Source organism: Bacillus mycoides (assembly GCF_018742245.1).
Taxonomy (GTDB): Bacteria; Bacillota; Bacilli; order Bacillales; family Bacillaceae_G; genus Bacillus_A; species Bacillus_A cereus_U.
In genome coordinates this window covers 4,751,127-4,771,625 of record NZ_CP036132.1, presented here as the reverse complement: position 1 = coordinate 4,771,625, position 20,499 = coordinate 4,751,127, and the positions used below count along the sequence as shown (strand labels likewise).

The window sequence follows — 20,499 nt, the reverse complement described above, 5'->3', positions numbered from 1 at the left end:
GTGCACCATAAGTAAGTGGAAATCTTATATGGGAGGCTATAAAGCATGATTGTAACAACAACTTCTACCATTCAAGGAAAAGAGATTATTGACTATATCGATATCGTCAATGGCGAAGCAATTATGGGGGCGAATATCGTGCGTGACCTTTTCGCTTCTGTCCGTGACGTTGTCGGTGGCCGTGCAGGCGCTTACGAAAGTAAATTGAAAGAAGCACGCGACATTGCAATGGAAGAGATGAAAACTCTCGCAAGACAAAAAAATGCGAATGCCATTGTCGGTATCGATGTGGACTACGAAGTAGTTCGCGAAGGGATGCTAATGGTTGCTGTGAGCGGGACTGCTGTCCGTATATAAAGTGAAACTTTAATCAGTGGGGGTTTTGTTCATCCCACACTGATTATTAGCCCTCACCAATCGGGCGTTTACGGGCAGTTGATCTCCCACCTAACTTCTTTGCTCAAGCAGAATTTTGAGGTGGGAGTCTTACTGCCCACAAATAGCGGGATAAAGTGAAAAGCCGTGCTGGTGCACGGCTTTTTTGTTGTTATTGATACTGTTATCGTGTTTAAGTTGATATTCTATGTCGAAGCCTCGATATTTCTTGGGAAATGCGGAAGATCCCGTCGATATATAGGGAAGACATTAGAGCGCTTCTTTACATTTTTGAATTTGAACTAATAATTTTTCGTATTCTTGTTCGAGAAATGTGATGTCATCTTGAGGATTTGGTATAGAAATCCGGCTGATGATTTCTGTTAATTTTGTTTGTAACCGTAATAATTCTTGTTCAGTAATATTTACAGAAGCTTGAGTTGTTCTTTTTGTGTATTGCTCGTAATTGCCGTGGAATATTCTAGGCTCTCTCTCATCTACTTTTAGAATATGGTCTGCAACAGAACGAATAAAGGCGCGGTCATGGCTAATGAAAAGTATAGTGCCAGGATACTCTTGTAACAGGTTTTCTAATTCTTCCTGTGTTGTGAAATCTAAATAGTTCGTCGGTTCATCGAGCAGAAGCATATTATAGTTTCCTAAAAATACTTTTGCGAGTGCAACCTTCATTCGTTCACCACCACTTAAGACGTGCACAGGTTTATGAACATCTTCACGGCGGAATAGGAGCCTTGCAAGTATTGTTCGTACGAACGACGCCGTATAGTTTGTTTCTTCTAGAACATTTTCTAAAATTGTTTTATCTGTTTTTAAAATTGATAGTGTTTGTTCAAAGTATCCAATTTTACAGCTTTTCGAAAGCTGAATGCCGCGCTCGTTTGTGAGAAGCATATTGAACAAAGTTGTTTTTCCACTTCCGTTTGCGCCTAAAATAGCAAGCTTTGCACCAGGGGCAATAGTTCCATTCATATTTTTAAATAGTGTGCGGTCACCTATTTTCTTTGTTGCTTTATTAAGCTGTACCACCACTTTACTATGAATGGGTGTATGGTATTGCACGTCAAAATGAGCTTGAGAAAGATCCTTTGGCTTTTCTTTCTTTTCTAATTTTTCGAGACGTGTCTCTAATGCTTTCGCTGCTTTGCTAACATTTTCTTGGCCATGTGCCCCACTTAATTTATAAAGTTTAGATTCAGATGAACTGAACCGCGTTGGGACTTTTGTCATGCTAGAAGCACGTTGCTTTCTTTGTAAAATTGATTGCTCTAAACGATTTTTTTCTTGTACATATTGCTCATATTCCGCTTGCTTTTGTATTCGCTCACGTTCTTTTTGTTTTCGATAGTTTGAATAATTCCCTTTATATTCTTGAATAGTACCGTCTTCAATTTCGATGATTTTGGTACATATGGTATCTAGAAAATCACGATCATGCGATATTAAAACAAGTGCACCGTTATAAGATAAAAGTGCCTTTTCTAATTGCTCTGTACCGAACATATCTAAGTGACTTGTTGGCTCATCAGCAAATAGAATGCCTGCATCTTGTTCGAGAGCATGAGCAATCTTTAGGCGCATTCGTTCGCCGCCGCTCATTGAATCTGCAACGTTTGAAATATTCCATTTTCCTTTTGTAAGAGAAGAAGCGGTTTCCGGCAGTTCCTCGCTAAGCTGAGGAATGATAGCGATAGAACTATGGTGAGTTACTATACCTTGGTCAGCCTCTATTTCTTTACTTAATATTTGTAATAGCGTAGATTTTCCAGCTCCGTTGACGCCAACAATTCCTATGCGATCGTTTGTTTGAATTTCCAGTGATGGTAACGTAAATAGGGTGCGATCACCAAAGCTCTTTTCAATATTACTTGCGAATAAAATGGTCATAAAAAAACCTCCCTAGTTTCACTAGAGAGGATAAACGTCGCCCTTGAATGTAAAAATCGTACATAAATAAACGATTTTTTACATAACCGTCTCGAAAGAAAGTATCGACAAATGGACAGACTAATCCCCTGCTAGTTTTCATCATTTTTGTTCACTATTTGTGATGGATGAAATAAATAAGAGAATTAGAACTTCATTGGTCAAAGTACCTTCCTTTCATAATATTATTTTTATTGTATGCGCATACAAATGAGTTTGTCAAACTTATTTGTATTTGTGATTTTTGAATTCGTTATTATACAGTTGTGCTTTTGCCAGCGCCTCAGCATCGTTCTTGATTTCATCCAGTCCATTCGCATCCCCAATAATATAGCCTTCAAATGAAGAACCGACAAAATCAAAGATGTATTGGAACTGAGCGATAAGCGGTAATGCTTTTAGCTTCGGATTATCCCCGCCAACGATAACAACATACATTTTTTTACCTGTCATCTTTTCTTTGAGATGAAGGGATTTATCGCGTAAACTTTGCGACCAGCGATCGACGAAGTTCTTCATATGACCGCTCATGCCGTACCAATAGAGGGGCGTCGCAAAGATAATAGTTTCGTGCTCTAGCATGCGCTCGATTAACTGCTCGTAGTCATCATTTACAGGTTGAAATCCTTCTGCATCATGACGTTGATCTGTAATAGGATGGACGATATGATCACGTAAGTAAATTTGTTCTGTTTCAATTCCATCAATCATCATATGTGTTAGAGTTTCCGTGTTCCCGTTTTGTCTTGAACTGCCGTGTATGACGAACATGTAATCATCTCTTTTCTTTTGTTTGTTTTAGGAGTGAAACGTGTTTTTGTAAATTCGTTTGAATGTTGGAAAGTAATGTGATTTGTTTCGTTACCTCACTGAGTTTGTCTTCGTAAAGTGCAAGGATACTGCTGCACGGATTTTCGTATAGGTGTGGTTCTATTTCGAGGCAGCGCAACATTCGTGCTGTCTCTTCTAAATTTAAGCCAATTTGTAAGTACATTTGAATAAGCTCTACTTTTTCAATGGCACTTTTATCGAAATCACGATAGCCGTTTGTGAGGCGGTTTGAAGGGAGTAATCCCTTTTCTTCGTAATGTCTCAGTGAGCGCTCACTGACCCCTGTTTTTTTAGATAACTCCCCAATTCGCAATGTGTTTCACTCCTTTTAAAGATATTGTAAACCTTCACACTAATGTGAAGGTCAACTCTGTTTTTTCGCAAAAGAATCTACATGATTTAAAAAGACCTGAATAGCCTTAGAAGGGATAAAATATTTGCCGCGCACGATGGAGAATGGACGGATTAGCTTTTCATTTGGAACTTCGACGTGGAATAGTTCTTTGGCTAGTAGTTCTTTCCGCACGGTCCAGTCAGAAAGTATAGCGATGCCGAGCCCGGCAGCGACGGCTTCCTTTACGCTTTGAATGCTACTAAATGTAAAGAATCGTTTCATTTTTAAATGATGTTGATGAATGAAACGATCGCTATAGGCACGTGTCCCAGAGCCACTTTCTCTTAATACCCATACTTGGTCTTGGAGAGTAGTTTCGTTTATATCCTTGATGTGAAGTAATGGATGATTTGGAGGGACGACGAGCTTCATTTCATCTTGCATAAACGTTTCAACGTCCACGTCAGCATATACGACTTGCCCTTCCACTAAGCCGATATCAATTTGATTAGAGCGGAGGCTTTGCAAAACTTCTTCCGTATTTGAGATAAATGTATGAACTTCGACGTGCGGATTTTCATTCGCAAAGCGCGCAAGTATTTTTGGAAGTAAGTATTCGCCAATTGTAAAGCTAGCGCCGATTCGCAGCGTTCCCGTTACGACGTTGTGCAATTCATTAATTTCTTGTTTCGCATCTTCATAAAGTGAAAGCATTTGCTTTGCGTGTATGTATAATATGTTTCCAGCTTCGGTAACTTGGACGTGCTTTGGGGAGCGCTGAATAAGTGTAGTCCCCAATTCATTTTCCAAGTTGCGAATGTGCATACTAACCCCGGGTTGTGAAAGGTTTAATAGTTCCGCAGCACGCGAAAAATGTTTTTGTTCAACGACAGTAACAAAGATTTTCAAAATGTCGACGTTCATTTGTTAGGCCCCTTTATTTTTGTTTTCATTTTATCATAAGTATTTCTGATGATAGGGATTCAATATTGATATTAAACTTATTATAAAAATTCTCTTATAATGTAACTAGAAAGAACATGCATGTTCCAATACGATTATTGGGGTGGTATAAAGTGGAACAAACACTTGTTATACAAAAGAAGAAGGGCTTTGGATTTTCGCAAGGTATTGGGATTACGTTATTAATCGCAATCGCCGCGAAATATTTAGCAGAGCTTCCATTTTTAAATATTATGGGACAATTAGTAATCGCTATTCTAATCGGGATGGTTTGGCGCGCGGCAATCGGAATTCCTCAAGAAGCGATAGCGGGAACGAACTTTGCGAGTAAGAAGTTGCTACGTTTTGGGATCATCTTACTTGGAATGCGGTTAAACCTTGTAGATATTGCAAAGGCGGGGCCGAAAGTATTGGTCATCGCAGCGGTTGTGATTACATTTACAATTTTCGTTGTATATGGACTAACGAAAGTATTTAAAGTAGAAAAGAAACTTGGAATTTTAACGGCGTGCGGAACGGCGATTTGTGGTGCGGCTGCGGTCGTGGCAATTGCACCGCAAGTGAAAGCGAAAGATGAAGAGACGGCAGTTGGGGCAGCGATTATTGCAATTTTAGGTACAATATTTACACTTATTTATACGCTATTATACCCAGTGCTTGGCTTCTCACCCTATGGTTACGGCGTGTTCGCAGGTGCGACATTGCACGAAATCGCTCATGTTATCGCTGCTGCGGCACCAGGAGGTAGCACGGCTGTAGACATCGCAGTTATTGTGAAATTAACGCGCGTAGCGATGCTTGTGCCAGTAGCGATTTTAATTGGACTATGGTTTGGCAAGAGCGAGGGAAGCAAAGAAAAAAAATCGTGGCGCGACCTTCCGATTCCTTGGTTCATCTTCGGATTTTTAGCAATGAGTGCGGTGCATTCGCTTGGGATTATCCCAGAAGTTGTTGCCGGATACATTGTAGTAATTGCGTACATGCTTATTGCAATGGCGATGGCAGGGCTAGGTTTAAATGTAGAGTTTAAAACGTTCCGTAAATTAGGAAGTAGGGCATTCGTGGCAGGGCTAATTGGCTCGGTTTGCCTTTCGGTACTTGGGTACGTTCTTGTATATGCGTTAGGATTTATGTAGTAAGACGAAGAAGCTGTCCCAAAAGATATTTTGGGACAGCTTCTTTCTTATGCCTATAGTGCTACAGATGTCGATATTTGTCGGTAAGTCGATATATTTAAAAAATCGCCGATATAAATTTAATTCCTGTCTTACTGTGTTAGAGAAGGTGTTTAGTGAAATGTTTTTCTAAAATTTGTAAAGATATCTTTACTTAGAATTGGAAAATATTTATAATTAAAGTAAAGATATCTTTACTTTCGAAGGTGGAGCCTATGGGTGTGAAAAATAAAATTAAAGAATTACGAAAGCAACATCATATAACACAAGTTGAAATGGCAAAGGCGATGCAAGTGACGCGGCAGACAATCGTGGCGATTGAGAACTACCACTATAACCCGAGTCTAGAGTTATCCCTAAAAATCGCCAAATATTTTGGAATGAAGGTAGAGGAAATATTTACGCTGGAGTAAGGGGAGAGAAAATGAACGATACTAAAAAGTTGTATATCGCTACTGTCTTAGGATTATGTGGAGGGGACGTTTTAGTTCGTATTATGGATCCATCCATACCGATGTTATCGCTAATAGTTAGTAACATTTTAGCAATTCTACTTTTAACAGTGTATACGTATTATAAAAAACGTAAGTACAAAAAAGAGGAAGTTCCAGATATAGATGAGCGAGTAAATGAAAATATAAAAAGGCATGTAAATGTCTCGCTTATATTCGCATTTGTCCTTCTCATTGTTTACATTGGCGCTAGCAAAATCGTAGGCAGAGATGCCATACCTACGCCAGAAATATTCATTGTATGTAGTTTCTTATTTGCTGGTAGTCTCATCGTAGGAGTTATGGCGGGAAAACGAGCATAGCGATAGGAGGAATGAAAAATGCAAGACGAGTTTGAGAGATTTCAATCTGACAAAGCGTTTAAATATGTAGGATTATTTTTCGTGATAAGTTTAGCAATATGGAGTTTGTACAATTTAATTGTTTATGGAAATGCTGGTATGCCATTTGTTTTATTTGTACTCGGGCAGTTTGTTTATTTCTTTGTGAATTATTGGCCGAAGTGGAAATATAGAAATAAGAAAGAGGCTGGTAATTAGCATGGCATCGACGAGTGTATTAGCAACAAGGGAAATCAAATAAATATATAAAGGGGAACTGGGATGGGATTACCGGTGTTATGTGTCGCTACGGCTATATTTGCACTTTTGTGGGGGATGCAAAACTTCTCTCGCAATCCAGGGCCAAGTGTATGTATTATGATTGGTGCTGTAGGTTTATCATACTATTTATTAATGTTAGCGGATTACCATAAAACAGCAACAAGTGTTGTTGTTGGGGCAATTATTTTGTCTTGTGGACGTGCTATACAAAAGGGGTTACTTCCATAAAAGCTGTTTATACAAAAGGTATAAACAGCTTTTTGTATTTTTTTTACAAACTACTTGAAAGTTACGTTACGTCACCTTTTATAATGAAGGAGAAGAGGTGATGGAGTTGATTTCAATTCAAGAACTAACGAGGGAAACAGGGGTTACAGTAAGGACGTTACGTTATTATGATCAAATCGATTTATTAAAGCCGAGTGGGAAAACTGATGGAGGACATCGGTTATATAGTGAGAGAGATGTTGTTCGTTTGCAGCAAATTTTATTTTTAAAAGAAATGGGTTTTTCATTAAAAGAGATTACGAATATGTTAGTAAAAGGTGAACTTAACTTAAAAGACTCGCTTGAAAAACAACTTAGATTTGTACAGGAAGAACAAAAGAAATTCAATCGAATGGAGCGTGTTTTACAAGCCGTTGTGTATTCGGTAGATGTGGAGGGAGAACTGGATTGGAAAGTTATGTTTGAACTCATTCAGCTTTCGAAACAGTCTCCTCGTATACGTGAAATATTCCAAAATGAATTGTTTTCAAAGGAAGAGCAAGATTTACTTCGTAATTTACCAAATATGAGTGAAGAAGATCCGAATGTATTAGATTGGGTAGATGTATTAAAGCAATTACGTAACTTTATGAAAGACGGTAAGGAAGCATCATGTGATGAGGTACAAGGCGCAACAAAGAAATTAATGCTGAAGTGTTTAGAGATGGCTAATGGTGATGAAGCATTTTTAGATAAATTGTGGGAAGTAAGAAAGTCAAAAGAAGATTCACAGAAAATGAGTATGTATCCAATTGAAGAAGAGCTTCTATTATATATGGATGAGGCTTTTCGTATATATGACGAAAGGGAGAGGGATAAATGAGTATACTCGCAGAATATCGTTGGTATTTTTTAATTGGGGCAGAGATTGTATTTTGGTTATCAGCTATCGGTTTCTTTTTACTAAGGTATGGATTTCGCTTGAAAAAGGCGAGCTTTATTATGGGGATTGTGCTACTAGTAAATGAAGTGTTTATTTTAACTTTAGGAGTAGTGGACTATTATCAAACAGGGAAATTCTCTAATTTTCAAATCATTACTGTAATTATATTATTGTATGCTGTCTTTTACGGGAAAAAGGATTTGAAGAAGCTAGATATATATGTACAAAAACTAGTTGCGAAGTGGCGGAATGAACCGGCGCCTATTATCGAAGAACAACTTGAAGTAACAGGTAGGGCGCATGCGAAGCAGGAAATGAAAAATTGGGTTTTACATCTTATTTTGTTTGTTGCTGTTCATATATTCTTTTTCTTCATGTATGGGCTTATTCCAGTAGAACAGTGGGGAAATTGGTTAGAGTCAGGAATCGTTTTAAATAGAGCAGCAAGCCGTGTAAGCCAAGTGTGGGCTATTATTCTTTTAGCGGATACTGCAATTTCATTTTCATATGTGATTTTTCCGAAGAAGGAGAAAGGAAACGAGAAGCTACTTTCATAGAGGAAAGTAGCTTTTTAGGTATACAAATAATTTTTATAGGAGAGGATGACAATAGAAAAAAGAAGCGGTTTTATATGCCTAGTTCTCTTTAGCTTAGTAGCATGCTCACAACCTACTAGTACAATTGATAAGAAAAATGATGTCATTGCAAAGGGGGGAGAAATTTCTAATCTAGATAAATTCGAAAAGTTCGTTTTGAATGTGGAACAAGGGGCAGTTGATAAAATAAGAATTGTACATTATACACATGAAGGTGATCCGGTTTTTCAAATGTTAGAGCATAGTGGGACAGATATACTTCATGTGTTAGATAATAGGCAAGATCAATTTGCTGGTAATCGTACAGGTATATATGAAGATAGTTGTAAAAGGATTGTTAAAGAGCAACATGAATCAGAAACGGCTTATAGGTTAATAGATTGTACGAATGAAAATGGGCGCAATGGATATGACTTATTATATATACCTAAAAAATAAAATTGATAGAGGAAGGAAGTATTTACTCCTTCCTTTTTCTATGTATAACTTGTCGAAAACTTTACCGAATATCTGTTCGTTTTTTTAGGTTTTTTATGGGCATTCGTGGTAAAATAATAATACAGATTTTTATGAGGAGGTCGGTTTTTAGTTGGAACATCCATTTGAAATTATCTCAGAGTATTCCCCGCAAGGTGATCAGCCGGGAGCGATAGAGAAGCTTGTAGAGGGAATTAATAGTGGTAAGAAAAAGCAAGTGTTGCTTGGAGCGACAGGAACGGGTAAGACATTTACGATTTCAAATGTCATTAAAGAAGTGCAGAAGCCAACACTTGTAATGGCTCATAATAAAACGTTAGCAGGACAGTTATATAGTGAGCTGAAAGATTTCTTTCCTAACAATTCTGTGGAGTATTTTGTTAGTTATTACGATTATTATCAGCCGGAAGCGTACGTACCACATACGGATACGTTTATTGAAAAAGATGCGCAAATTAACGATGAAATTGATAAATTACGTCACTCGGCAACGTCTTCCTTATTTGAACGAGATGATGTTATTATCGTTGCGAGTGTGTCATGCATATACGGTTTAGGTTCTCCGGAAGAATACCGCGAGTTAGTTGTTTCACTTCGAGTTGGTATGGAAAAGGATCGTAATCAATTGCTTCGTGAACTTGTTGATGTACAGTATGGACGTAATGATATTGATTTCAAGCGTGGTACATTCCGTGTGCGCGGAGATGTAGTTGAGATCTTTCCGGCATCACTTGACGAGCATTGTATTCGAATTGAATTTTTCGGGGATGAAATAGATCGTATTCGAGAAGTAAATGCATTAACGGGTGAAGTATTAGCAGAACGTGATCATGTAGCAATCTTCCCGGCATCTCACTTCGTTACACGTGAAGAAAAGCTGAAGGTCGCTATTGAAAATATTGAAAAAGAATTAGAAGAGCGTTTAAAAGAATTAAATGATAACGGTAAATTGTTAGAAGCGCAGCGCATAGAACAGCGAACGCGTTATGATTTAGAAATGATGCGCGAGATGGGCTTTTGCTCAGGAATCGAAAACTATTCCCGTCATTTAACACTTCGTCCAGCAGGTTCAACGCCGTATACGCTTTTAGATTATTTTCCAGAGGATTTCTTAATTGTTATGGATGAGTCACACGTATCGGTTCCGCAAGTAAGAGCGATGTATAACGGGGACCAAGCACGTAAGCAAGTGCTTGTTGATCATGGATTCCGTCTGCCATCAGCTTTAGATAATAGACCGCTCACGTTTGATGAGTTTGAAGAGAAAACGAATCAAGTTATTTACGTTTCGGCAACGCCAGGACCGTACGAGTTAGAGCAGTCACCGAAAGCAATAGAACAAATTATTCGTCCAACAGGGCTTTTAGATCCACCAATTGATATACGACCAATTGAAGGACAAATAGATGATTTATTAGGAGAAATCCATGACCGGATTGCGAAAAATGAACGTGTATTAATTACGACTTTAACGAAAAAAATGTCAGAGGATTTAACGGATTACTTAAAAGATGTAGGAATTAAAGTGAATTATCTTCACTCTGAAATTAAAACGTTAGAACGTATTGAAATTATTCGTGATCTTCGCCTTGGTAAGTTTGATGTACTTGTCGGTATTAACTTATTACGAGAAGGATTAGATATTCCAGAAGTATCACTTGTAGCTATTTTAGATGCTGATAAGGAAGGGTTCCTACGGTCAGAGCGTTCATTAATTCAAACAATTGGTCGTGCGGCACGTAATGAAAACGGCCGCGTTATTATGTACGCAGATCGCATAACGAGATCAATGGGAATTGCAATTGAAGAAACACAGCGTCGTCGTAGTATACAAGAAGCTTACAATAAAGAGCATGGTATTACGCCGAAGACGATTCAAAAAGGCGTTCGTGACGTTATTCGTGCGACAACAGCAGCTGAGGATACGGAAACATATGAAGCAGCACCAGCTAAGAAGATGACGAAAAAAGAACGTGAAAATACAATTGCGAAGATGGAAGCAGAGATGAAAGAAGCAGCAAAGGCGTTAGATTTCGAGCGTGCAGCTGAATTAAGAGATTTACTACTAGAATTAAAAGCGGAAGGGTGAAAAGAGTGAGTAAAGATTTTATTGTTGTAAAAGGTGCTAGAGCGCATAATTTAAAAAATATTGATGTAACCATTCCGAGAAATCAGCTTGTTGTTGTGACGGGATTGTCTGGTTCGGGGAAATCATCGTTAGCATTCGATACGATTTATGCAGAAGGGCAGCGCAGATACGTGGAATCTTTATCCGCGTATGCGCGCCAGTTTTTAGGACAAATGGATAAGCCGGATGTTGATACGATTGAAGGTTTATCTCCAGCGATTTCAATTGATCAAAAAACGACGAGTCGTAATCCACGTTCAACAGTTGGAACGGTAACAGAGATTTATGATTATTTACGTTTATTATTCGCACGAATTGGTACGCCGATTTGTCCGAGTCATGGAATTGAAATTACATCACAAACAGTGGAACAGATGGTAGACCGTGTTCTTGAATATCCTGAACGTACGAAGTTGCAAGTGCTAGCGCCTATCGTGTCAGGGCGTAAAGGTGCGCATGCGAAAGTATTAGAAGATATTAAGAAGCAAGGTTATGTTCGTGTGCGCGTTGATGGAGAGATGCTGGATGTATCTGAAGAGATTACGTTAGATAAAAATAAGAAGCATTCAATTGAAGTTGTTATTGACCGTATTGTTGTGAAAGAAGGAATTGCCAGCCGACTTGCAGATTCACTGGAAAGTGCTTTAAAGCTTGGCGGGGGCCGAGTTTTAATTGATGTAATGGGAGAGGAAGAACTTCTATTTAGTGAACATCATGCTTGTCCGCATTGTGGTTTTTCAATCGGAGAATTAGAGCCGCGTATGTTCTCGTTCAATAGTCCGTTCGGCGCGTGTCCTTCTTGTGATGGACTTGGCTCAAAGCTTGAGGTAGATTTAGAACTTGTTATTCCGAACTGGGATGTATCATTAAATGAACATGCGATTGCTCCTTGGGAACCGACAAGTTCACAATATTACCCGCAATTATTAAAATCTGTGTGTAATCATTACGGCATCGATATGGATATGCCAGTGAAAGATATACCGAAGGAGTTATTTGATAAAGTGTTGTACGGAAGCGGGGAAGAGAAGGTTTATTTCCGCTATGTGAATGAATTTGGTCAAGTAAAGGAAAATGAGATTTTATTTGAAGGTGTTATTCCGAATATCGAGCGTCGTTATCGTGAGACGAGTTCTGATTATGTTCGTGAGCAAATGGAGAAATATATGGCAGAGCAAGCTTGTCCGAAGTGTAAAGGTGGACGCTTAAAGCCTGAGAGTTTAGCTGTTTTCGTTGGTGATAAAACGATTGCCGATGTAACGAAATATTCTGTTCAAGAAGTACAGGAATTCTTCTCAACTGTTGAGCTAACTGAGAAACAACAGAAAATTGCTCATTTAATTTTAAGGGAAATTCAGGAGCGCGTTGGGTTCTTAGTGAACGTCGGTTTAGATTATTTAACGTTAAGTCGTGCCGCAGGAACTCTATCAGGTGGTGAGGCGCAGCGTATTCGTTTAGCGACACAAATTGGTTCGCGCCTTACTGGCGTACTTTACATTCTGGATGAGCCTTCTATCGGTTTGCATCAGCGTGATAATGATCGTCTTATTCGCACATTGCAGGAAATGCGTGATTTAGGAAATACGTTAATCGTTGTTGAGCATGATGAAGATACGATGATGGCTGCTGATTATTTACTTGATATCGGACCTGGTGCAGGTATTCATGGTGGTGAAGTTGTATCAGCAGGTACACCGGCTGAAGTTATGCAAGACGAGAATTCATTAACAGGGAAATATTTAAGCGGTAAAGAGTTTATTCCGGTACCACTTGAAAGACGTAAAGGTGACGGACGTAAAGTGGAGATTATCGGTGCGAAAGAAAATAACTTAAAGAATGCGAAGATGTCATTCCCTCTAGGAACATTTGTAGCAGTAACAGGCGTATCTGGCTCTGGAAAAAGTACGATGATTAATGAAGTGCTATACAAATCGTTAGCTCAAAAGTTATATAAGGCGAAAGCGAAGCCAGGGGCTCATAAAGAAATTAAAGGTCTTGAGCAGTTAGATAAAGTTATTGATATTGATCAATCACCAATCGGGCGTACACCACGTTCCAACCCAGCAACATATACGGGTGTATTTGATGATATTCGTGATGTATTTGCGCAAACGAATGAAGCGAAAGTACGTGGATATCAAAAAGGACGTTTCAGCTTTAACGTAAAGGGTGGCCGTTGTGAAGCGTGTCGTGGTGATGGAATTATTAAAATTGAAATGCATTTCTTACCAGACGTGTATGTTCCGTGTGAAGTTTGTCACGGTAAACGTTACAACCGTGAAACGTTAGAAGTGAAATATAAAGATAAGAATATTTCTGAAGTGTTAGGGATGACAATTGAAGATGGGGTAGAGTTCTTTGCTAATATCCCGAAAATTAGGCGTAAACTTCAAACGCTTGTAGATGTAGGGCTTGGTTATATGAAATTAGGACAACCAGCTACGACGTTATCAGGTGGTGAGGCGCAGCGTGTGAAATTAGCTTCTGAATTACACCGTCGTTCTACAGGGCGTACGTTATACATTTTAGATGAGCCAACGACTGGCTTACATGCACATGATATTGCACGTCTTCTAGAAGTTTTGCAACGTCTTGTTGAGAGCGGTGAGACGGTACTTGTAATTGAGCATAATTTAGATGTTATTAAAACAGCTGATTATATCATTGACCTTGGACCAGAAGGCGGAGACAAAGGCGGACAAATCGTTGCTTCCGGAACGCCAGAACAAGTAGTGAAAGAAGAACGCTCGTATACAGGTAAGTATTTAAAAGAGATTTTAGATCGTGATAAAGCAAGAATGAAAGAGAAGATAAAAGAAGTAGAATTATCGCAATAAGTTGTTAATGAAGACCGAGTGGAAATTACACTCGGTTTTTATTTCACTAAGGGAAAACTGGTAAGATTGTTAGTAGGTATACAAGTATAAAGAATAGAATAAATTGGTATAAGAGCTTGCGTGTTACTTGCGTTTATTATCTATTAGCGTATGATGAAATATATATGTTAAAAGGATGTGTAAGGAAATGAGATGGATTGTATCACTTCTTGTAAATAGCGTTGTATTAATCGCTGTATCCGGACTTTTAAAAGGGGTTGCACCAGACGCATTTTACATAGCAAATATACAAACTGCAATTATTGCGAGTATTATATTGGCGATTTTAAACGTATTTGTAAAGCCGCTTTTAATTTTAATTACGCTACCAATTACTCTTGTAACTTTCGGTTTCTTCTTAATCGTTATTAATGCGATTACGTTAAAGATGACGGATTCATTATTAGGGGACGCCTTTAATATATCTGGATTTGGTGTAGCGATTGTTGCGGCAATTTGTATTTCGATTTTTAATATGATAATTGAAAAAGTAATTGTTGAACCATTACATGAAAAAAAGAGAAAATGACAAAAAGAAAAACATTTCATGATTCATATGAAATGTTTTTTTCTATTTATTAGGAACCATGTTTCTTGTTTCCAGAAAAAAATGGTACAATATCCGATAGAATGGAATTTTACATCAAATGAGACTGAACCCGCAGCGGAGTGGAGGTTTATACATATGCCGAAAGTAAGGACAAAAGATTTAATTGAACAATTTCAATTGGAGTTAGTAAGTGGTGAAGAAGGGATTCATCGTCCGATTGATACGAGTGATTTATCACGACCTGGAATTGAAATGGCAGGATTTTTTACATATTATCCAGCTGATCGCGTACAGCTTCTTGGAAAAACGGAGCTTACGTTCTTTGATACGTTAACGACAGAGCAAAAGCAAGAGAGAATGAAAGCGCTTTGTACTGAAGAGACGCCTTGTATTATTGTAACTCGTAATCAAGATGTACCGGATGAGTTATTACAAGCATCACGTGAATCAGGCGTGCCTTTATTACGTTCTGCTCAAACGACGACGAGATTATCAAGTCGTTTAACAAACTATTTAGAAGGTAAGTTAGCGCCAACAACAGCTGTTCATGGTGTGTTAGTAGATATTTATGGCGTGGGTGTTTTAATTACAGGTCAAAGTGGTGTCGGGAAAAGTGAGACAGCGCTTGAGCTTGTAAAGCGTGGTCACCGCCTTGTTGCGGATGATAGCGTAGAAATTCGTCAAGAAGATGAAGACACATTAGTAGGAAGCTCACCAGATTTAATTGAGCATTTATTAGAAATTCGTGGTCTAGGTATCATTAACGTAATGACGTTATTCGGTGCAGGGGCAGTACGAAATTATAAACGTATTACGCTTGTTATTAATCTTGAAATTTGGGATCAAAAGAAAAATTATGATCGCTTAGGTCTTGATGAAGAGAAGATGAAGATTATTGATACAGAACTTACGAAGATTACACTTCCAGTTCGTCCTGGTCGAAACTTGGCTGTTATTATTGAAGTAGCAGCGATGAACTTCAGATTAAAACGTATGGGAGTCAATGCGGCACAGCAGTTCTCTGAACGATTAATGAGTGCGATTGAGTTAGGAAATCAAGAGTAGACTCTGGAGAGGGAGGTCATATATATGCTGTTAGGTTCTGTACCACAGCTTGACCGTATAGCAGTCCAACTTGGACCGTTCCCTGTTTATTGGTATGGGGTTATTATCGGTACAGGTGTGCTATTAGGTCTTTGGCTAGCAACTCGCGAGGGAGAAAGGCTTGGTATTCACAAAGATACATTTATCGATCTTGTATTAATTGCAGTACCAATTGCGATTCTTTTTGCGAGAATGTATTATGTCATTTTTGAATGGGAATATTATTCGCAAAATCCGAGTCAAATTATTAATATTCGTCAAGGTGGTTTGGCGATTCATGGTGGTTTAATCGGGGCTGTTATTACAGGGATCCTTTTTGCGAAACGACGCGGGCTTTCATTCTGGAAGTTAGCGGATATTGCTGCGCCGAGTATTTTACTAGGACAAGCAATTGGCCGATGGGGAAACTTTATGAACCAAGAGGCGCATGGTGATGAAGTAACGAGACAGTTTTTAGAAGGTCTTCATTTACCAGATTTCATTATTAATCAAATGTACATTGATGGTGTGTATTATCACCCAACGTTTTTATATGAATCATTATGGAACTTTGCAGGTGTTATTTTACTACTCGCGTTACGAAAAGTGAATTTACGCCGTGGTGAATTATTCTTCACATATTTAATTTGGTATTCAGTGGGACGCTTCTTCGTAGAAGGTTTGCGTACAGATAGTTTAATGTTAGGACCACTTCGTATTGCACAAGTAATGTCTATTGGAATTGTTGTTATTTCTATCATTTTCATTATTGTGAGACGAAAAATGGGGCAAGCTGATAAAAGATATTTAGAAAATTAGAGAAAAGTAGCATCTTATATAAGATGCTGCTTCTTTCATATTCAGGTAATGAAAGGATTAAGGACGATGAAAATAAATACAGTGTTATTTGATTTAGATGGAACGTTAATTAATACAAATGAACTTATTATCTCTTCTTTTTTACATACGTTAAATCACTATTATTCTAATCAGTATAAGCGTGAAGATGTATTGCCATTTATCGGTCCATCTTTGCATGACACTTTTAGTAAGATTGATGCAAGCAAGGTTGAAGAGATGATTACATGTTATCGTCAATTTAATCATGAGCATCATGATGAATTAGTGGAAGAATATGAAACTGTATATGAAACGGTTCAAGAATTGAAGAAGCAAGGTTATAAGATCGGCATCGTTACAACGAAAGCGAGACAGACGGTTGAAATGGGATTAAAGCTTTCGAAACTTGATCAGTTTTTTGATGTTGTCGTGACGATTGATGATGTGGAACATGTGAAACCACATCCAGAACCACTTCAAAAAGCATTGAAATTATTAGATGCAAAGCCAGAAGAAACATTGATGGTTGGTGATAATCATCATGATATCGTCGGTGGACAAAATGCAGGTACGAAAACAGTAGCGGTTTCATGGACATTGAAAGGTAGAGCGTATTTAGAAGCGTATAAACCAGATTATGTGCTAGATAAAATGAGTGATTTACTACCGATTTTGTCCCGTATTAATGGGTAGTAAGATTCCTGCCTGTAAATGCTTGATTGATGAGAGTTAGTAATCAGTGGGGAAGAGGGTTCCTACCGGTTAAAGTGTCACTTTGTATAAGTAGAGGAGAGAGTTCAGTGCGACGGACAACGCGCTATCCTGTTTCAGGAGAAAATTCATTGTGGAATGTGTATAAAACAGTTTCTTTTTGGAAGGTAATGAAAAACTTTATTATCATCCAAATCGCACGTTACACGCCATTTTTATCCGTGAAGAATTGGTTATACCGCACGTTTTTACGGATGGAAGTAGGAAAGAAAACGTCGTTTGCACTTATGGTAATGCCAGATATTATGTTTCCAGAAAAGATTACTGTGGGAGACAATTCAATTATCGGCTATAATACAACGCTTTTAGCGCATGAATATTTAATTCGTGAGTATCGACTCGGAGAAATCGTCATAGGGAATGAAGTTATGATTGGAGCGAATACGACAATTTTACCAGGTGTGACAATTGGAGATGGTGCTATCGTTTCTGCAGGCACACTTGTCCATAGAGATGTACCAGGCGGCGCTTTCGTAGGTGGAAATCCGATGCGTATTATTTATACGAAAGAGGAAATGGCCACTAGAGAAGGTTGATGTTAAAAATGTAACATTTCCCTTCTCTTTTTATGAATAAAAAGGAAATAATTGATTACAATATACTGTTTTGTTTTTTACGGAATCGTTTATACTTATAGATAGAAGAATGTGTGAACGAAGAAAACAAAAAACTGGAGGATATATGGGGAAAAATCAAAGAATATATAAGGAGAGCGGACAAGTTATCTCTTTTAATCAGTTAGCGGACTTCTTTTATAAAAAAGGGATGAGGGCTTATAAAGGGCAAAAATTGCAAGATGCAATTAAATATTTTCGAAGAGCGGCACAAAGCGAGAAGGAGCCATTTATTTTATGCCAACTAGCAATAACATTATCTGAATCTGGTGAATATCAAGAGTCGAATCAGATATTTCTAAAGCTTGTTAGATCCAATCCTGAACTTGAGCAATGCTATTATTTTATTTCAAATAATTATGCATATATGGGCTTGTTTCAACAGGCGAAGAAGTATGCAGAGCGATATTTAGAAGTTGCGAAAGAGAAAGAATTCGTAGAAGATACATTAGAATTGCTTGAGATTATGGAAGAAGAAACAATGGGTGAGGAAGAGATTGAGGATGAAGATGAGCTAATTGTTATGCAGGAAGAAGCGAACCGCTACATTCGTAACGGACAATTAGAAGAGGCGATTGCTACACTAGAAGTTGTTACGAAAGAATATCCAGAATTTTGGTCGGGCCATAATAATTTAGCGATTGCACATTTTCAATCAGGTAATGTAGATCAAGCGCTTAAGTTAACAGAAATGATTTTAGAGAAAAGTCCTGGTAATATGCATGCGCTTTGTAATACGCTTATTTTTCTATATTCAATTGGAGAGCATAAGCAAGTAGAGTCATTAGCAGGGCAGTTAGTTTCGGTATATCCAATTTCATTTGAGCATCGTTTGAAACTTGGAACAACGCTTGCAACAATTGGTCATTTTGAACCTGCATATAAATGGTTCAAAGTATTAAAGCGTCAAGGATACGAAGGAGACGTTAGTTTTTATTACTGGTTTGCATACTCTGCGTATATGGTGAAGGAACAGCAAGTAGCTGAAAAAATGTGGCAACATGTTGTAGAATTGCATCCTGATAAAAAAGGAAAAGAACCGTGGAATGCACTGAATTTAGCAGATGAAGGACAAAATCTTTTATTTGAAGAGTTACGAAAATCATTTCAGAAAAGTACGACGCTAGAAGAGAAAATGCTAGCTTTATATTTAATGAATGAATTGTCAACACCAGAGAAGGTTGGATTCTTCTTTGATGTAACGCAAGCGAAAAATGGTGTTCCAATCGTATCGCAACTTGCAAAATATTTCTTTTTACTTAATAGTCATAAAAGCATCCCAGCTGATTTACAGCAATTTGAACAGTGCGTACGAATCGCGGATGCATTATACAATTATACGAAAAAAGACGATGAATTAATCGAAGAGTGTTTAAATTTTTGGTTTTGTACGTTCATACGTTTATATACATCTGGAGCGACTTTTACAAATGTGTACGGTTGGTCAGCGGCAATTGAATATATTGTGCGCGGCGAACAAAGAAATAAGATGACACAGGCAGAGCTTGGTGATGTATATAATGTATCTGTAGCGACTGTACGAAAGTATGTGCAGGCTGTTAAGCGCACGCACACGTAGGGTAGGCAAATCATTGGGAAAAAAATGATGCTAACAGTATAATGAGGGTAACTTAATGTGTATGAATGAATGGGAGTGAATAGTGTGTCAGAAGAAAAAATTTATGATGTCATTATTATTGGTGCAGGACCAGCTGGTATGACAGCTGCGGTATATACATCTCGTGCGAATTTAAGCACACTGATGCTTGAGCGTGGTATTCCAGGTGGACAAATGGCAAATACAGAAGATGTAGAGAACTATCCAGGTTATGAGTCTATTTTAGGACCAGACTTATCAAATAAAATGTTTGAGCATGCGAAGAAATTTGGTGCTGAATATGCATACGGTGATGTGAAAGCAATCATCGACGGTAAAGAGTACAAAACAATTATTGCTGGTAAAAAAGAATATAAAGCACGTGCAATTATCGTTGCAAGCGGTGCAGAGTATAAAAAAATTGGTGTGCCAGGTGAAACAGAACTTGGTGGCCGCGGTGTATCGTATTGTGCAGTATGTGATGGTGCATTCTTTAAAGGGAAAGAACTTGTTGTTATTGGCGGCGGAGATTCTGCTGTTGAAGAGGGTGTGTTCTTAACACGCTTCGCATCAAAAGTAACAATCGTTCACCGTCGTGACACTCTTCGTGCACAGAAAATTTTACAAGATCGTGCTTTCCAAAATGAGAAAGTAGATTTCATTTGGAATCACACTATAAAAGAAATTAACGATGCAAATGGTAAAGTAGGAAGCGTAACACTTGTAGATGTAAACAGCGGAGAAGAACAAGAAGTTAAAACTGACGGCGTTTTCATATACATCGGTATGCTACCACTATCAAAACCGTTTGTTGAGCTAGGTATTACAAATGAAAATGGTTATGTTGAAACGAACGAGCGTATGGAAACGAAAGTTCCTGGTATTTTCGCAGCTGGTGATGTTCGTGAAAAAATGCTTCGTCAAATTGTAACGGCAACAGGCGATGGTAGTATTGCAGCGCAGAGTGCACAGCATTATATAGAAGAGTTAGTAGAGGAACTAAAGACTGTAACAGAAAAATAAGGGGTAATATACCTTTTGAGAAGAAAGCTACCGATAGGAGCTTTCTTTTTTTGTGGAA

At 38.2% G+C, this 20,499-nt stretch carries 22 protein-coding genes; 18 read left to right on the top strand and 4 right to left on the bottom strand.

What is annotated here, in order from left to right; translation table 11 throughout:
* Positions 1–45 precede the first annotated feature (45 nt).
* Entirely contained in the window at positions 46–357 is a 312-nt protein-coding gene (locus EXW56_RS24665; RefSeq protein ID WP_002112849.1) for a YbjQ family protein, read from the top strand.
* A gap of 288 nt (positions 358–645) precedes the next feature.
* On the opposite strand, the gene abc-f is transcribed toward EXW56_RS24665, so the two are convergent.
* From abc-f to EXW56_RS24645, 4 genes are all read right to left on the bottom strand, one after another.
* Positions 646–2,280 (bottom strand): ribosomal protection-like ABC-F family protein, encoded by a 1,635-nt coding sequence (gene abc-f, locus EXW56_RS24660; protein WP_215597042.1) that lies wholly within the window; start codon positions 2,278–2,280, stop codon positions 646–648.
* Between the two features lie 264 nt (positions 2,281–2,544).
* Entirely contained in the window at positions 2,545–3,090 is a 546-nt protein-coding gene (locus tag EXW56_RS24655) for a flavodoxin family protein (protein ID WP_002198861.1), read from the bottom strand.
* A gap of 4 nt (positions 3,091–3,094) precedes the next feature.
* Positions 3,095–3,463, bottom strand: coding sequence for a MerR family transcriptional regulator (locus EXW56_RS24650; protein WP_002198862.1), 369 nt, complete (start codon positions 3,461–3,463; stop codon positions 3,095–3,097).
* A 51-nt stretch (positions 3,464–3,514) separates the two neighbouring features.
* A complete protein-coding gene (locus tag EXW56_RS24645; protein ID WP_002112844.1) occupies positions 3,515–4,408 on the bottom strand; it encodes a LysR family transcriptional regulator in 894 nt (297 codons plus the stop codon).
* Between the two features lie 152 nt (positions 4,409–4,560).
* Here EXW56_RS24645 and EXW56_RS24640 point away from each other — a divergent pair, with 152 nt between their 5' ends.
* The 17 genes from EXW56_RS24640 (at position 4,561) to trxB (ending at position 20,441) form a co-directional block, all read left to right on the top strand.
* Complete coding sequence (locus tag EXW56_RS24640) at positions 4,561–5,583, top strand: YeiH family protein (protein ID WP_002198863.1); 1,023 nt, start codon at positions 4,561–4,563, stop codon at positions 5,581–5,583.
* Positions 5,584–5,837: 254 nt separating this feature from the next.
* Positions 5,838–6,035 (top strand): helix-turn-helix transcriptional regulator, encoded by a 198-nt coding sequence (locus tag EXW56_RS24635; protein WP_002198864.1) that lies wholly within the window; start codon positions 5,838–5,840, stop codon positions 6,033–6,035.
* Between the two features lie 11 nt (positions 6,036–6,046).
* Positions 6,047–6,436: a hypothetical protein gene (locus EXW56_RS24630; protein WP_002198865.1), complete on the top strand. Its 390-nt coding sequence runs from the start codon at positions 6,047–6,049 to the stop codon at positions 6,434–6,436.
* 18 nt (positions 6,437–6,454) lie between these two features.
* Positions 6,455–6,673 carry a hypothetical protein gene (locus EXW56_RS24625; RefSeq protein ID WP_002198866.1) on the top strand — a complete coding sequence of 73 codons (219 nt, stop codon included), beginning with the start codon at positions 6,455–6,457 and terminating at the stop codon, positions 6,671–6,673.
* 63 nt (positions 6,674–6,736) lie between these two features.
* Positions 6,737–6,964 carry a hypothetical protein gene (locus EXW56_RS24620; protein WP_098988195.1) on the top strand — a complete coding sequence of 76 codons (228 nt, stop codon included), beginning with the start codon at positions 6,737–6,739 and terminating at the stop codon, positions 6,962–6,964.
* Positions 6,965–7,064: 100 nt separating this feature from the next.
* Positions 7,065–7,826, top strand: coding sequence for a MerR family transcriptional regulator (locus EXW56_RS24615; protein ID WP_002198868.1), 762 nt, complete (start codon positions 7,065–7,067; stop codon positions 7,824–7,826).
* Positions 7,823–8,443, top strand: coding sequence for a hypothetical protein (locus EXW56_RS24610; RefSeq protein ID WP_002198869.1), 621 nt, complete (start codon positions 7,823–7,825; stop codon positions 8,441–8,443). Before EXW56_RS24615 ends, EXW56_RS24610 begins: the two co-directional genes overlap by 4 nt.
* 45 nt (positions 8,444–8,488) lie before the next feature.
* Positions 8,489–8,920 (top strand): DUF4362 domain-containing protein, encoded by a 432-nt coding sequence (locus tag EXW56_RS24605; RefSeq protein ID WP_215597041.1) that lies wholly within the window; start codon positions 8,489–8,491, stop codon positions 8,918–8,920.
* Positions 8,921–9,071: 151 nt separating this feature from the next.
* A complete protein-coding gene (uvrB, locus tag EXW56_RS24600; protein WP_070170663.1) occupies positions 9,072–11,048 on the top strand; it encodes an excinuclease ABC subunit B in 1,977 nt (658 codons plus the stop codon).
* Between the two features lie 5 nt (positions 11,049–11,053).
* A complete protein-coding gene (gene uvrA / locus EXW56_RS24595; protein ID WP_215597040.1) occupies positions 11,054–13,924 on the top strand; it encodes an excinuclease ABC subunit UvrA in 2,871 nt (956 codons plus the stop codon).
* Positions 13,925–14,111: 187 nt separating this feature from the next.
* Positions 14,112–14,492: a phage holin family protein gene (locus EXW56_RS24590; protein WP_002089574.1), complete on the top strand. Its 381-nt coding sequence runs from the start codon at positions 14,112–14,114 to the stop codon at positions 14,490–14,492.
* Between the two features lie 156 nt (positions 14,493–14,648).
* A complete protein-coding gene (gene hprK / locus EXW56_RS24585; RefSeq protein ID WP_002016091.1) occupies positions 14,649–15,578 on the top strand; it encodes an HPr(Ser) kinase/phosphatase in 930 nt (309 codons plus the stop codon).
* A 24-nt stretch (positions 15,579–15,602) separates the two neighbouring features.
* Positions 15,603–16,415, top strand: a complete 813-nt coding sequence (lgt, locus tag EXW56_RS24580; RefSeq protein WP_002034719.1) for a prolipoprotein diacylglyceryl transferase — start codon at positions 15,603–15,605, stop codon at positions 16,413–16,415.
* Positions 16,416–16,481: 66 nt separating this feature from the next.
* Entirely contained in the window at positions 16,482–17,129 is a 648-nt protein-coding gene (gene ppaX, locus EXW56_RS24575) for a pyrophosphatase PpaX (protein ID WP_002089567.1), read from the top strand.
* A gap of 107 nt (positions 17,130–17,236) precedes the next feature.
* Positions 17,237–17,743 (top strand): acyltransferase, encoded by a 507-nt coding sequence (locus EXW56_RS24570; RefSeq protein WP_002112824.1) that lies wholly within the window; start codon positions 17,237–17,239, stop codon positions 17,741–17,743.
* Positions 17,744–17,888: 145 nt separating this feature from the next.
* On the top strand, positions 17,889–19,400 hold the full coding sequence (locus EXW56_RS24565; protein ID WP_002198874.1) for a tetratricopeptide repeat protein: 1,512 nt from the start codon (positions 17,889–17,891) through the stop codon (positions 19,398–19,400).
* Positions 19,401–19,484: 84 nt separating this feature from the next.
* Positions 19,485–20,441, top strand: a complete 957-nt coding sequence (gene trxB / locus EXW56_RS24560; protein WP_002089563.1) for a thioredoxin-disulfide reductase — start codon at positions 19,485–19,487, stop codon at positions 20,439–20,441.
* Positions 20,442–20,499: the final 58 nt, after the last annotated feature.